This is a genomic window from Vibrio sp. THAF190c (assembly GCF_009363355.1).
GTDB lineage: Bacteria > Pseudomonadota > Gammaproteobacteria > Enterobacterales > Vibrionaceae > Vibrio > Vibrio fortis_A.
Window position 1 is genome coordinate 905332 of record NZ_CP045339.1, and the last position, 14210, is coordinate 919541.

Below are 14210 nucleotides of genomic sequence, written 5' to 3' on the forward strand. Positions count from 1 at the left end.
TATTGATTGTAGATACCCGTTTAAAGGTAACTCAATAAGTCGGTACTCCATTAGGCTTGCAGCATCTCATCGCTGTAAAGGTCTGCACAGCCAATTCCATTAATCGCGCAGCTTTCGTCGATATCCGAGATATCACCACTGACACCAATGGCACCGAGCACGGTTCGATCTTTATCTCTGATGAGTAGCCCCCCGGGTACAGGCACCATGTTCCCGTGTGCGAGTACGTTTACTGCGGAGATAAATGCTGGTCTGTTATCAGCATCTTGGGCGAGTTTTCTGGAAGAGCAGCCGAGTGCGAGTGCTCCCCAAGCTTTAGCAATGGCGATGTCTGGTCGCATCATGCTAGAGCCATCCTGACGTTGCAGGGAGATGAGTTTGCCGCCGCTGTCTAAAACCGCAACGGTTAGAGGCTCAGTATGGATCTTTCTGCCTGCTTTAAAGGTTCCATCTATGATGGTTAACGCTTGTTGTAGAGTCAAACTTCCCATGTTATCTCCTGTTTTTCAGGGGCTTAAACCAACTTGTTCCCGAGTCGTTTAAGGATTAAAGCGACACAAGTTCAAGTTGGCCAAGCGTCAGGTCAAGACGCTTGCAGTAGCCCATAGCTGGGTAAAGTTAGGAAGGCGGCGAACGCTTCTGCTGTAGACAGTTGATAGAAGAGATCGGCTGTCTCTTCGAATCGACCTGCAGCATAGCGAGCTTCTCCGACTTCTTGTTTAATGGTGTCTAGCTCTTGGTATAGCCAAGAGTGGAAGAGTTCTTTAGTAAAGGTTTGGCCATCGTCTAACGTGACGCCGTGGTGAATCCATTGCCAAATATTGGCTCTAGAGATCTCAGCCGTAGCAGCGTCTTCCATCAGTCCATAAATTGGCACGCAACCATGGCCTTGAATCCATGCTTCGATGTAGTAGAGAGCGATACGAATGTTCTTACGCACGCCTGCTTCGTCGCGGGTTCCCTCACAAGGCTTCAGCAGAAGCTCTGCACTGATCTCATGTTGTGGGCTTTGGAAGTCGATTTGGTTGACCTTACCATTTAGATGTTTGTCGAACTCAGACATCGCAAGGTCAACCAGTGCTGGGTGCGCGACCCAAGTCCCGTCATGACCGTTTTTAGATTCTCGCTGCTTGTCTTCAATAACCTTGGCGGTAACGCGCTCCATCTCGGCAGGATCTTTCGCTGGAATAAATGCCGACATGCCGCCCATCGCAAGTGCACCGCGAGCATGACAGGTTCTCACTAGCAGTTGGCTGTAGGCGTTAAGAAACTCTTGATCCATACCGATACCGTGACGATCTGGCAGAATACGGTCTTGGTGGTTCTTTAATGTTTTGATGTAGCTGAAAATGTAGTCCCAACGGCCACAGTTCATTGCAACAATGTGGTCACGCATCGCATAAAGAATTTCATCCATTTGGAATACAGCTGGAAGTGTTTCTATCAATACCGTTGCTCGAATCGTGCCTTTTGGTGCTTTGAAATATTGCTCGGTGAAGCTGAAGATATCATCCCACCATTGCGCTTCTTCCATGCTTTCAAGCTTTGGAATGTAGTAATAAACACCTAAGCCTTGCTCTGCACGTGATTGATAGTTGTGAAAAAAGTAGAGAGCGAAATCCATTAAGCAGCCAGCTATCGGTTGGTTGTTAAACTGGATAGACTGCTCTGGAAGGTGAATACCACGTGGGCGCGCGATCAACAGCGCAGGGTTATTCACCAGTTGGTAGTTCTTTTGTTTCTTTTCATCGTAGTAACTGATAGTGCCAAGGTTGGCATCTCTAAGGTTGATTTGACCGTCGACCATGTTCTCCCAAGTCGGAGATGAAGCGTCTTCAAAGCAACACATGAAAACTTTAGCGCCGGAGTTAAGCGCATTGATGACCATCTTACGTTCAATAGGACCGGTGATCTCAACGCGGCGGTCTAATAGTTCTGGTGGCGGTGTCGCGACTTTCCACGTTTTGTCGTCACGAATCGCTGCCGTATCGTCTCTGAAATCAGGCAATGCACCCGCATCGAATTGGGCTTGTTTAGCTTCGCGGTCAGTTAGCAGGTTTTGACGGCGCTCTCCAAACTTTTTCACCAGTGCTTCTAAGAAGATCAAAGCATCTTTAGACAGGATCTTTTTGTACTCAGCGTTGTCCATATTGCCAAGTACCTGCATACACAAAGCCTCTTCTCTCTCTTTTACGTCATTCATCATTGTCTGTCTCCTTTGAACAATACGATGTCATTTTGTATACAAAATTCCATTTTTAAGTTTATTTATATGGCAAAAACTGTAAACAATCAAAGCCTATTTAACATTTAATTATCATTCGAGATATTTGCAATTTATTTTTATGTAAAGATATTTTATGTAAAGCAATGAATTGTAAGCTTTTCGGGGTTAGTGCTCACTTAAAACGCGCGTTTGATGTAACAAAAATGTTTCAGATTGGACTTGATAAATGCTGAGAATGGCTCATAGTACACAAAAGTTTATTTAATTGTATACAATCTGAACTGGAGGTTCGAATGGCAATTATGAAAGCGATTGAAGCAGCGGTTGAAGTGCTTAAACGTGAAGGAGTAGACATCGCATTTGGTGTACCGGGCGCAGCGATTAACCCTATGTATGCGGCGATGAAAAAGCTTGGTGGTATTGATCACGTTCTAGCTCGTCATGTAGAAGGCGCTTCGCATATGGCAGAAGGATACACACGCACCAATCAGGATAATATTGGTGTCTGTATCGGTACTTCTGGCCCTGCGGGAACGGATATGATTACCGGTCTATATTCAGCCTCGGCTGACTCTATTCCTATCTTATGTATTACAGGTCAGGCTCCGCGAGCTAGGCTGCACAAAGAGGACTTTCAAGCGGTAGATATTGAATCGATCGCTCAGCCTGTCACTAAGTGGGCGACGACGGTACTCGAACCTGCACAAGTGCCTCGCGCGTTTCAAAAAGCCTTTCATTTGATGCGCTCCGGCCGACCGGGTCCAGTTCTTATTGATTTGCCGTTAGATGTTCAGTTGGCGGAAATTGAGTTCGATATTGATTCTTATGAACCGCTAGAGCCATACAAGCCAACGGCAACCAGACAACAAGTCGAGAAAGCACTCGCCATGATGGCGGAAGCGGAGAAGCCATTGATTGTTTCTGGTGGCGGCGTGATCAACGCAGGCGCCTCTGAACTTCTTCAGCAGTTTGCTGAGATCACTGGTGTTCCTGTTATACCAACGCTAATGGGTTGGGGTTCGATTCCAGACGACCATGAATTGATGGCCGGTATGGTAGGGCTACAAACCTCCCACCGTTACGGTAATGAAACCATGCTTAACTCGGATTTTGTATTCGGTGTTGGTAACCGCTGGGCAAACCGTCATACCGGCTCTGTGGATGTGTACACCGAAGGCCGAAAATTCGTGCATGTTGATATTGAACCAACTCAAATTGGTCGAGTGTTCTGCCCTGATCTAGGCATTGTTTCTGACGCTAAATCTGCACTAGAGCTGATGGTTGAAGTCGCTCGAGAGTGGCGCGACGCAGGCAAGTTGCCAAATCGAAGTGATTGGGTGGAGGAATGTCAGCAGCGTAAGGCCACCATGCTACGCAAAACCAATTTCGAAGAAGCACCGATGAAGCCAATGCGTGTTTATGAAGAGATGAACAAAGCTTTTGGCCGCGACACTTGTTACGTGAGTACGATAGGTCTTTCGCAAATTGCGGCGGCCCAGTTCCTACACGTGTACAAACCGCGCCACTGGATCAACTGTGGTCAGGCTGGCCCGTTAGGTTGGACAACACCTGCGGCCTTAGGTGTTCGAGCTGCCGATCCGAATCGTGACATTGTGGCTATCTCCGGTGACTACGATTTCCAATTCATGATTGAAGAGTTGGCGGTAGGTGCACAGTTTAATCTGCCTTATATCCATGTACTGGTGAACAACTCTTACCTAGGTCTGATTCGTCAGGCTCAACGTCAGTTTGATATCGATTACTGTGTACAGCTGGCATTTGATAACCAGAATGCGCCAGAGCTTGAAGGCTACGGCGTGGACCATGTTGCCGTTGTAGAAGGTTTGGGCTGTAAGGCGATTCGAGTTCGCGAACCAGAGCAAATTGCGCCGGCGTTTGAACAAGCTAAAGCGCTTATGAACAAGCATAAAGTGCCAGTAGTTGTTGAATTAATTCTTGAGCGAGTGACCAACATTTCGATGGGTGTTGAGATCAATGCCATCAACGAGTTTGAGCCGCTAGCGGAGACTCGCGAAGACGCACCGACTGCGCTTGCGCACAAATAATGTGTTTCCGTTAAGCCGATAGTCGCTTAACGGAACGTCAATGGGCACAGGCTTAGTGCCCAAAGAATACAGATAAGAAGGACAGAGTAATGGCGAAATTTGCGGCTAATTTGTCAATGTTATTCACTGAAGTGGATTTTATGGATCGTTTTGAAGCGGCTGCCGACGCAGGGTTTCAAGGCGTCGAATATCTATTCCCATATGCTTTTGATGCGCAAGCGATCAAACAGAAGTTGGTTGAGAACAACCTAGAACAGGTGCTGTTTAACTTGCCGGCTGGTGATTGGGAGGCGGGTGATCGCGGTATTGCGGTTGACCCAGCAAGAGTTGAAGAGTTCCAAGCGGGCGTGCCGAAAGCAATAGAGTACGCCAAAGCGCTAGGTTGCAAACAGGTGAACTGCTTAGCGGGAATTGTGCCGCAAGGGGTAACTCCGCAAGATGCGCACTCTGCGTTCGTGATTAACCTTCACTATGCGGCAAACGCACTGGCGGCTGAAGGAATAAGTTTAGTGATTGAAGCGATCAACACGCGCGACATTCCGGGTTTCTTCCTCAACACCACGGAACAGGCGAAAGCGATCATTAAAGAAGTCGGGAGCGACAACCTCTCGATTCAATACGACATCTACCACATGCAGATTATGGAAGGCGATCTTACGCCAACTATGCAGCAGAACATTGGTCAGATAGCTCACGTCCAATTGGCTGACAATCCAGGTCGTCATGAGCCGGGAACGGGGGAGATCAACTACCCATTTGTGCTCAACTACCTAGATGAACTGGGCTACCAAGGTTGGGTTGGCTGTGAGTACAAACCGAAAACAACCACTACAGAAGGCCTTGGTTGGCTGCACCAGTACCGTTAATTGTGTCTGGTTATCATAAAACGTTAAGGAGAACAACATGTCTAAAATTGCATTTATTGGTACAGGTATCATGGGCAAACCAATGGCGAGCAACCTTCAAAAAGCTGGCCACGAAATCCTTCTTTCAGACCATTTCAACCCAGCATCTGCTGATCTTGTCGCTGCTGGTGCAACGGTTTATCACTCACCTGCGGAAGTGGCAGAGCAGGCCGATGTGATCATTCTAATGGTGCCAAACACACCTCAAGTTGAAGATGTTCTGTTTGGTGATAACGGCGTAGAGCAAGGCCTTACTGCAGGTGGTGCGGCTGGAAAGTTGGTGATTGATATGAGCTCGATCTCGCCTATCGCCACCAAAGCGATCGCTGCTCGTATTAACGAGGGCGGCGCGTCCTATCTTGATGCTCCGGTATCAGGGGGCGAAGTGGGTGCTATCAATGCGACGCTGACTATCATGGTTGGTGGTGAGCAGGCTGCTTTTGATAAGGCGCGACCTCTATTTGAAGTGATGGGCAAGAACATTACCTTGGTGGGTGATAATGGCGCAGGCCAAACGTGTAAAGTCGCTAACCAAATTATCGTAGCGCTAAACATTGAAGCGGTCTCTGAGGCATTGGTATTTGCCTCTAAAGCGGGGGCCGATCCTGCTCGCGTGCGTCAGGCGCTATTGGGTGGTTTTGCTAACTCTAAGATTTTGGAAGTGCATGGTGAGCGCATGGTGGAAGGAACCTTTGACCCAGGCTTTAGAATCTCGCTTCATCAGAAAGACCTTAATCTTGCACTGACTGGCGCCGAAGAGTTGGGTGTATCACTACCGAATACGGCGACCGCTCAGCAGCTATTTGGTGAGTGTGCTGATATGGGCGGTGAAGGTTGGGATCACTCAGCACTAATTCAAGCCATTGAAAAACGTTCGGATCACTCAATCCGATAGTACCCAATCTAGGGTAAATCTATTCGTTACTCTGGTATTGAATGCATGGTTCATGAAACCAGAGTAACGAACTTAGGCTACCACTTCTCCAGGGTGGGTGGCCGACCCCACAGGCTCAAGCAGTTTGTTTATAAATCGCGTAGTTTCGTCTCCTTTTATGCGCGTTCCTAATATAAGGCAGAGGTTGAAGTTGTTCCTTTCCAACTTATTTCTTAGCAGGCACCTGTGTCCTTGTATTAGGGTTCTTTTTTTATTCCGTCGACTAAGGAGTGGCTGATGGACATCGATGCTAAACAGTTTTTACATACCCTTTTCTCTAGCGCAGTTAATGAAGCGCTACCGCGAAACCACATCGAACCTTTTCTTTCTGAATCTATTTTTTATCGCTCCTCCAATCAGGCTGGACGTACGGTGGTGATCGGTGCGGGTAAAGCGGCTGCGTCGATGGCAGCAGAGTTAGAAGCTGTATGGCGCGATAAGAAAAAGTACGACCTCGCACTTCGAGAGCTTGAAGGTCTAGTGGTTACTCGTTACGAACATACCGCACCTTGTGAGCATATTGAAGTCATCGAAGCGGCGCACCCAGTACCCGATGAAATGGGGCTAGAGGTGAGCCAGCGAATGCTAAAATTGGTCAAGAACTTAAGTGCTGATGACACAGTGATCTGCTTATTGTCAGGCGGAGGTTCGGCATTACTGAGTCTACCCGGTGGTGATATCACTCTTGCTGAGAAGCAGCAGATCAACAAAGCTCTGCTTAAGTCTGGCGCAGCAATTGATGAGATGAACTGTGTACGTAAACACCTATCGCTGATCAAAGGCGGGCGTCTTGCCAAAGCGGCCTACCCTGCAAGAGTAGTTTCATTGGCTATCTCAGATGTACCCGGTGATGACATCAGTGTGATTGCATCGGGTCCAACCGTTCCAGATACTACGACTCGCTTTGATGCACTCGCCATCTTAGAGCGTTATCGAATAGATATGCCAACATCAGTATTTGAGTGGCTCAACAATCCAGAATCGGAGACCATCAAACCTGACGACTCATGTTGGAAGAGCGCTGAACACCATATTATCGCGACCCCGATGTCAGCGTTAGAGTCTGCCGCTGCGGAAGCTGAAGGGTTAGGAGTTCCTGCGTATATTTTAAGTGATTGTATTGAGGGCGAAGCGAGGGAAGTCGCTAAGGTGCATGCTGCGCTGGCGAAACAAGTGGCTAGTCGACAGCACCCTTTCAAGACGCCTTGCGTATTACTTTCAGGTGGAGAAACGACGGTAACCGTAAAGGGTAATGGTCGAGGCGGGCGTAACTGTGAGTTTTTGCTAAGTCTATTCAATGAACTCAAAGGGCATGACAACATCTACGCACTGGCGGCGGACACCGACGGTATTGATGGGGTTGAAGATAACGCAGGAGCTTGGATAACGCCGAATACGTGGCAACAGAGTGAGGCACTGTCTTTGAAAGCGGAAACTTATTTAGATGCGAATAACAGTTATGACTTCTTTGACAAGGTTGCTGTGTTACTAACAACGGGGCCGACACTGACCAATGTAAACGACTTTCGAGCGATTTTGATACTTTAAAGTTAACCTCCCTCTCATTTATTAAAATATGTGAACCAATCGATTGGCCGTCTCATGCACAATAAAGGGGCGGTCAAAGTTATTTGTATCGTATAGGACACTAAAGCTAAATCAATCGGTTGTAGGGATATGATATGTCTAAGATCAGGCAGAAGAACCAAGACTTAATCATTCAAGTTGCGTGTGAGCAGTTCGCGATGCACGGTTATGCCGCGACCAAAATGGTTGATATTGCCAAAGCTGCTGATATTCCAAAGCCTAACGTATTCTATTACTTCAGTTCAAAAGACAAGCTTTACAACGCGGTATTGGAGTCGGTGACGCAACCCTTGTTGGAAGCCTCTCGTCCAATTGAAGAGCTCGATGATCCTGTCGAAGCTCTGTCTCAGTACATTCAAACCAAGTTAATCATCTCTCGTGATCACCCGCACGCCTCCAAAGTGTTTGCCAATGAAGTGATGTCGGGCGCCAAAGTATTACCAAAAGAGATTGGTGATGAGCTTTATAAACAATCCCAGATGATCATCGACAAGTTTGCTACTTGGTCTGCACAAGGGCTGATGGACAACGTGCCTGCACATCACCTAATGTTCACTATCTGGGCCGCGACTCAAACCTACGCTGATTTCGGCTGGCAGATTTGTAGTGTGATGAAAAAAGACCAACTCGATGACCAAGATTACGAAGACGCAGCTAAATTCATCACACAGTTGGTGATAAAAGGGTGTGGCGTAAAAAGCTAAGCTGTTTCAGTTTCATACAAGGCCTGCAATTGCAGGTCTTTTTCATATCGGTTCCAATATATTCAATTGCAGTGATTGCGCCTCGTATTTCCATAATTGTGACTTCGTGTGCAATAACGGATTTCAGTATCGGCTCGACTCGATTTAGTATGTCGTTTTATTTAATGGCAAGGTTGTCTTTGCTATCAAAAGTGAAAGTAGCAAAATCTCACGGGCAAGCTACTTTGACTTTATTAAGGAAGCATCTGCTCCCGATAAATGAACGCACAACTCAAAGGTACACGCATGACTCTCAAAAGCTTGGCTTACACAATTAGCGCCGTTCTTTTAACTGGCTGTGGTTCGACTATAGCGACGAACGATTACAACGCAGACTTAATGATTACCAATGGCCAAGTCTTGACGATTAACGCGACTAAGGACGTGATTGACGACGGGGTTGTTGTGGTGAAAGACGACCAGATCATCGCGGTTGGTAGTGAGGAGCTATTGACCCAGTATCGAGCGGAGAAAGTAATCGATGCTCAAGATGGTATCGTCATGCCTGGTATGGTCAATGCTCACAACCACCTTCCTATGATTGCATTTCGCGGATTGGGAGAAGAGGGGATCTCAAATCGCTTATTTGCCTACTTCTTTCCTCTCGAAGCGGAAAAACTAAGTCGTGAGCTCATCTACAATGCCACTAAACTCGGCAGCATCGAATTAGCGCAAAGTGGTGTTACAACCTATGCCGACATGTATTACCACATGGATGAAATGGCAAAGGCAACCAAAGAGGTAGGTCTACGAGCTGTTTTGGGTGAAACAGTGATTAAATTCCCGGTGGTTGATGCGAAAGAACCTTATGGAGGCATTGACTACGCAAAAGGATTTATCGAGGAGTACAAGAACGATGATTTGATCACACCTGCTTACGCGCCCCATGCCGTCTACACAGTGAGCAAAGATAAACTGCAAGAAATCAATAGATTATCGGCTCAATACGATGTGCCAGTGTTGATTCACGTTGCGGAATTTCCCAATGAAGAAAAGCGTATTAAAGATGAAACCACAGCCAATTCACCGGTGGAGTACATGGATGAAATCGGCGTACTCGATGAGCGTGTCGTGATTGCTCACGGTATTCATTTGTCTGAGAACGATCAGAGGCTTTTAAAACAGGCTGACGCTGGCATCTCTTACAATCCGATGGCGAATGCTAAAGGAGCGACGGGAATTGCGCCGGCATGGGATATGTACCGCGCTGACATGCGAATAGGCTTGGGTACCGACGGCCCAATGAGCTCTAACCAAGTGGATATCATGCGTACTCTGAGTTATGCAGCAAACATGCAGCGCTTGAAGCACTCAGACCGCACTATCATGATTCCTGAACAGGTGATCGAGATGGCAACTCTGGGCGGTGCAAAAACTCTGCATATGGAAGACCAAATTGGTTCACTAGAGGTGGGGAAAAAAGCCGATATCGTGATTGTAGAGACGCAATCCGCGAACATGATGCCGAGCTATGACCCATACGCGACCTTGGTTTACCAAGCGAACCCAAGCAACATCGACACCACGATCGTTAATGGTCAAATCGTGATGGAAAACCGCGTGATGCAGACAGTACAACTGGATGAAATCCGTCAAAGCGTTGATGAATTCGAAGCTGATATTGCTGAGTTTGCAAAGGAGTTAGCGAAGAAGGCGATCAAGTCAAAGAGTTTGATGGATTAGGGCATAACCCTGAACCTTAAATTGAACAAAACAAGGCCGACATTATGTCGGCCTTTTTATTAAGTTCTTGTGCGGCAACCAAAGCCTGTCTGGTTAAAGATGTGCTTTGGTTAGTGAGAACAACTGTTGCCATTGGGGATGCCACTACCTAGGAATTCAACGCGAATTTGTTCGACATCTTTTAGGTAGTGGTTATTGGTTTGATCCGTTTTATCAAAGTTGTTGAGTGTGATATTCCAAGACGAGAATGGCGTTGGTTGGAAATACGCATACTCGAACTTATTCGCCACAGAGCCATCGGTGATTATGCTTACGTCATTGGTCGTTGGGTCATCAAGGCGATAGTAGAATGCGCGCGATACTGGGTTAGAGCTGAATTGATAGTCCTGATTTTCGTATCGGTCAGCATAGTTACCTGAGCTAGAGACTCGCAAGTTGAGTTGTTTGCCGTAAGGTAAGTTTTCCCCCTCAAGGAACACACGCACCGTTGAAAGCCTAACGCGATCAAATGCGCAGAGTTGAACTTGCTCTAGTGGTATCGTGAAGTTCAATTCACCGGTGTTAGCAAAGCTCTCTAGCTGTTCTGGACTAGAAATGGTGTAGTTATCGATGGTGAAGTCTTGTGGTGCTGGCTGGAATGAAGACAGGGCATTCACATACTCACTTTCGATAGAGGCCAAGTCGAACTGGTAGTTTAGATAGCTCTTATTGAGAGAAGGGGTGATCTCACTTGGCTTCAATGCCCAGTATTCGTATGCCTGAACATAGTTCGATAGCGCAACGTACATCGGACGTTTGAAGTGCATTAAAACGCGAGAAAGTTCACGCTCAACGGAATCAAAGCTATCGCTGTCTAACTGATAACCCTCAATGGCAGTATTCAGTCGTTGTTGCTGATTGGTGGTGACATTATTGGTTAAAAGTAGGTCGACCAATTTAGCTTGCTCGTGAGCAAAATTGAGTTGTGTGATGTTAATAGCTTTGCCGAGTAACACCTGTTTTTCGAGCTCTAGCAGATATTGTCTTGCGCCTTTGATTCCCAAGCTGTCCGCATACCTGAGGTTGCTGCGAATCTCGGTGATCATCAGATCCCATGCAAGATTGCTCTCGTTGAGTGTTGGGATATTAAAGTTAAATCCATCCATCGCTTCCGATACCTTTTGGAATTTGATGGCGGATTTAACATCGTTTGTCAGCTGCGAAATACCAGAAATCGTTTTGGTTACGCTATCAATAATGCCAGTGACGGACTTGATGTTGGTAACGAGATTTTTTGCCTTTTCTAGCGCTTCAGGTGTTTTTGCTAGCTGCTCGGTTAAGTCATTTACCCCTGAGAGGTTACCAGTGAACACGCCACTGACCGCACTTCCGATTTCCGCTATCGCCTTGAATATCGCTAAAGCGGCATTGAGTTGTTGCTGGGTTTTCCAGTTCTCTACACCAACCAAATAAGTGGTTCGGGCATCAAGAGTAACGAGTTCTTGAGCTTTGTACTGAGCATCAATTTCAGTCAGGCTATCGCCAATCTTATCAATGTTGGATTGAGTTTGAGTGATGATCGAACCTTGAGCTCTAAGAACATCTTCAATGTTAGCAAGTGCTAACTTAGATGCCTCGATCTTGTCCTCAATAACGGTGTTTCTGTCTTGGATAATGTCCCATTGAGCTTGATAGGCGATCATGGCATTTAGATACGCTTCATACTTGTCTTGGTATAAGACTTTGTCCAGATACGGGACGTAGTTGCTCTCTTTAGTACTGAAGCTAATAAACTGTTTGAAAGCGACAGTTTGTAGGTAAAGGTCTGAAAGAATTGGGTCATCTTCAACCACTGAACCGGCGTGGCGCAAACTCTGTTCAATCCAGTTGATAAGGTCGAGGCTAAGCTCGGGATTGGTATCGAATAGTGTGGCAGCCATATCGAAAGAGCGGTTAACAATATCGGTGAAAGGGTCGGTTGCCAGTTTCATTTGTCCTGTAGTGTTGGAATCGATGGTGGTTCTTCGATAGTGCGAACCGGCCAGTACCACAGACGTGCCATTGCCTTCTTCACCAGAAACCGCATCTCGAGTAATACTGCCATCACTTTGGAAAGCTAATACGTTTATTGGCGTTTCTATCTCTCCTGCGATGACGGAAACGGATGCCGCAGAGCCTTGTTGTCCAAGTACAAAGGTTGGGGTGCCTGAACCAACAATCTTACGAGCAAAAATGAGGATGTTTTGGTTGTTGACGACTAAGTTGAAGTTCTCTGGAACCTCAATAGTATCTGCGAAGACGACGATTTTTGAAGGTTTGGTAACGTAAAGGTTCTGCTGTGCGATCCAATCACTAAGGTTAATATGTAAATCTGATGTAGAGCGAGATAATACGCCCACCTCAGAATAGGCTGATTGAACCCATGTTGGATATTCAGTGGAGTTTGCCAAGTTATTTAGCTCAAGCCAATCACTCGCAAAGGCTTGTTGAGAAAATGAAAGAGAAATAATAATAGGTAGAAGTCTCATAGAAAAATCCTGTCGAAAATGAGTATTACCAAATTTGGGATGAAAGAAGCCGCACCTTATTGCTATAAGGCGTGGCTCTATTATTTGGTTTTATTTATTAGGTCTTTGTTTTATCGAACTGGAAGTCGACTATTCCATCTTCTGAATATAGGCGTTGTTTGCAAATGCTTTGGCTTTCTCACTGATATTATTCCAGTTCATTTCAGCAACCGATGTATTGGCTAGAGCCCCGATTGCACCAAGCATTGCATCATCTTTCATTATGTCGGCATTATTCTGAGCTTCATCTAACGCAGCAAGTAGCGATGTGAAATCTGAATTCATTTTCTGCCAGTTAAGTTTCAATTCATTAATATGTGGAATGGCATTTTCAATCTGCTGAGAGATTATATCGATGCTTTCTGATGAACGGTGGTAAGAGTTATATATTTTCTGGGTATACGTTAATTGATCTTGTAGATCATCTACTTCTTTTTGTAGTTCATTGCGAAGCTTACGTGCCTTCTCTGCTTTATCACCGTAAACACCCATGATAGGCACCGCCACCATAGGGAACCATGCATAAGTTACCGCAGTAGAGGCGACAGTAACGTAGTGAGTGTAGTCTTTATTGAGCTGGGCAATACGCGCATTAATATCATTGACTCGCTGTTGCAGCGCGCTGCCATCATCACTGAGGTAACCATTGTGTGTGCCTTCCAATACATCCAATTGCAGCTTTTGAGTGTCTAGCGTGGCCGAGAACTCCAATAGGTTGTCGCCAACATCAGACACTTCTTGTTGGTATCTCATAGAAAAGTTTTGCAGGCTCTTTAGATAAGCTATCGCCATTTTTCTGTTGAGCTCAACGGCTTCAATATCTTCCGGTAGCGGTGAGAAGGCTTTAGCTAACATCTCGTTGAGCGCGTTGCTCAATGGGTTAAGCATGTAGTCTTTGATTTGTGCGTAGTTAGACAAGCTCAATGAGAGGTTAACAATGCTTGGGTAGAGGTCTTTTTTCCAATAGAAAGCAGTATCGTGAATATTAGAGTACTGCTCAACGAGTGCTTGGAAATTGGAGAAGGGAATATCATTGGGAATACCTAGCGTCGATTTCATGCTCGCTTCTGTTACGGGTAGTGCCAACGCGCCTTCGACATAAGCTTGGATCTGATACCACTCTTGCTGTTTTAAAATAAAGTTATCGGTATCCAAATCGATAAAGACGCCATTCTCGCCGATGATCGTATCGTAAGTCACCTGCGGTAGGTTTTGTTCTGCTGACGCTTGATTTGTTTGAATTGGAGCTGCTTGAGAAGTGAGAGCAAAAGAGGAAAGTAGCCCAATTGAGATCGAAGATAATACAAGTGTCTTAGTCATTTTTTTCATTTCTTAACCCTGCTTAATCTGTTATTAGATTTATTCAAAGACAATAATACCCCTACCATATCGATGGCATTTTTAAATACTTATAAGGTGTTATTGAATAATTTTCTGTTGTTATTACTTGTAGTAATTATGTGGTTTTTTAATCTCGCTCCTTTAATGTGAATATTGTTTTTATAAGAAGCGCTCAATC

The 14210-nt window shown here is 45.9% G+C and carries 10 protein-coding genes; 6 read left to right on the forward strand and 4 right to left on the reverse strand.

The genetic code is table 11. The features are described from left to right. Nucleotides 1-50: 50 nt before the first annotated feature. A complete protein-coding gene (locus tag FIV04_RS19065; protein ID WP_032553543.1) occupies nucleotides 51-491 on the reverse strand; it encodes a heme-binding protein in 441 nt (146 codons plus the stop codon). Nucleotides 492-583: 92 nt separating this feature from the next. Continuing rightward, nucleotides 584-2206 (reverse strand): malate synthase A, encoded by a 1623-nt coding sequence (gene aceB / locus FIV04_RS19070; protein ID WP_152470118.1) that lies wholly within the window; start codon nucleotides 2204-2206, stop codon nucleotides 584-586. Between the two features lie 314 nt (nucleotides 2207-2520). Here aceB and gcl point away from each other — a divergent pair, with 314 nt between their 5' ends. The 6 genes from gcl to FIV04_RS19100 all read left to right on the forward strand — a co-directional run bounded on the left by gcl (nucleotide 2521) and on the right by FIV04_RS19100 (nucleotide 10145). Next, entirely contained in the window at nucleotides 2521-4293 is a 1773-nt protein-coding gene (gene gcl / locus FIV04_RS19075; RefSeq protein ID WP_152470119.1) for a glyoxylate carboligase, read from the forward strand. 89 nt (nucleotides 4294-4382) lie between these two features. After that, entirely contained in the window at nucleotides 4383-5159 is a 777-nt protein-coding gene (gene hyi, locus FIV04_RS19080) for a hydroxypyruvate isomerase (RefSeq protein WP_032553538.1), read from the forward strand. 37 nt (nucleotides 5160-5196) lie between these two features. Continuing rightward, a complete protein-coding gene (locus FIV04_RS19085; RefSeq protein ID WP_152470120.1) occupies nucleotides 5197-6093 on the forward strand; it encodes a 2-hydroxy-3-oxopropionate reductase in 897 nt (298 codons plus the stop codon). A 276-nt stretch (nucleotides 6094-6369) separates the two neighbouring features. Then, the gene (locus FIV04_RS19090; RefSeq protein WP_152470121.1) at nucleotides 6370-7680 is read left to right on the forward strand and encodes a glycerate kinase; all 1311 of its coding nucleotides are present in this window, start codon (nucleotides 6370-6372) and stop codon (nucleotides 7678-7680) included. 134 nt (nucleotides 7681-7814) lie between these two features. Continuing rightward, entirely contained in the window at nucleotides 7815-8423 is a 609-nt protein-coding gene (locus tag FIV04_RS19095) for a TetR/AcrR family transcriptional regulator (protein WP_150868421.1), read from the forward strand. Nucleotides 8424-8708: 285 nt separating this feature from the next. After that, nucleotides 8709-10145, forward strand: a complete 1437-nt coding sequence (locus FIV04_RS19100) for an amidohydrolase (RefSeq protein ID WP_152470122.1) — start codon at nucleotides 8709-8711, stop codon at nucleotides 10143-10145. Nucleotides 10146-10255: 110 nt separating this feature from the next. Here the strand turns inward: FIV04_RS19100 and FIV04_RS19105 are convergent, their stop codons facing one another. Next, a complete protein-coding gene (locus FIV04_RS19105) occupies nucleotides 10256-12652 on the reverse strand; it encodes a hypothetical protein (RefSeq protein ID WP_152470123.1) in 2397 nt (798 codons plus the stop codon). A gap of 129 nt (nucleotides 12653-12781) precedes the next feature. Further along, entirely contained in the window at nucleotides 12782-14020 is a 1239-nt protein-coding gene (locus tag FIV04_RS19110; RefSeq protein WP_152470124.1) for an alpha-xenorhabdolysin family binary toxin subunit A, read from the reverse strand. Nucleotides 14021-14210 lie beyond the last annotated feature (190 nt).

Bases quoted from the DNA above. Each gene is read 5' to 3' on its own strand.
- FIV04_RS19095 (WP_150868421.1), top strand. From the start codon at position 7,815: ATGTCTAAGATCAGGCAGAAGAACCAAGACTTAATCATTCAAGTTGCG.
- FIV04_RS19090 (WP_152470121.1), top strand. From the start codon at position 6,370: ATGGACATCGATGCTAAACAGTTTTTACATACCCTTTTCTCTAGCGCA.
- FIV04_RS19100 (WP_152470122.1), top strand. From the start codon at position 8,709: ATGACTCTCAAAAGCTTGGCTTACACAATTAGCGCCGTTCTTTTAACT.
- FIV04_RS19105 (WP_152470123.1), bottom strand. From the start codon at position 12,652: ATGAGACTTCTACCTATTATTATTTCTCTTTCATTTTCTCAACAAGCC.
- FIV04_RS19110 (WP_152470124.1), bottom strand. From the start codon at position 14,020: ATGAAAAAAATGACTAAGACACTTGTATTATCTTCGATCTCAATTGGG.
- hyi (WP_032553538.1), top strand. From the start codon at position 4,383: ATGGCGAAATTTGCGGCTAATTTGTCAATGTTATTCACTGAAGTGGAT.
- gcl (WP_152470119.1), top strand. From the start codon at position 2,521: ATGGCAATTATGAAAGCGATTGAAGCAGCGGTTGAAGTGCTTAAACGT.
- FIV04_RS19085 (WP_152470120.1), top strand. From the start codon at position 5,197: ATGTCTAAAATTGCATTTATTGGTACAGGTATCATGGGCAAACCAATG.
- aceB (WP_152470118.1), bottom strand. From the start codon at position 2,206: ATGATGAATGACGTAAAAGAGAGAGAAGAGGCTTTGTGTATGCAGGTA.
- FIV04_RS19065 (WP_032553543.1), bottom strand. From the start codon at position 491: ATGGGAAGTTTGACTCTACAACAAGCGTTAACCATCATAGATGGAACC.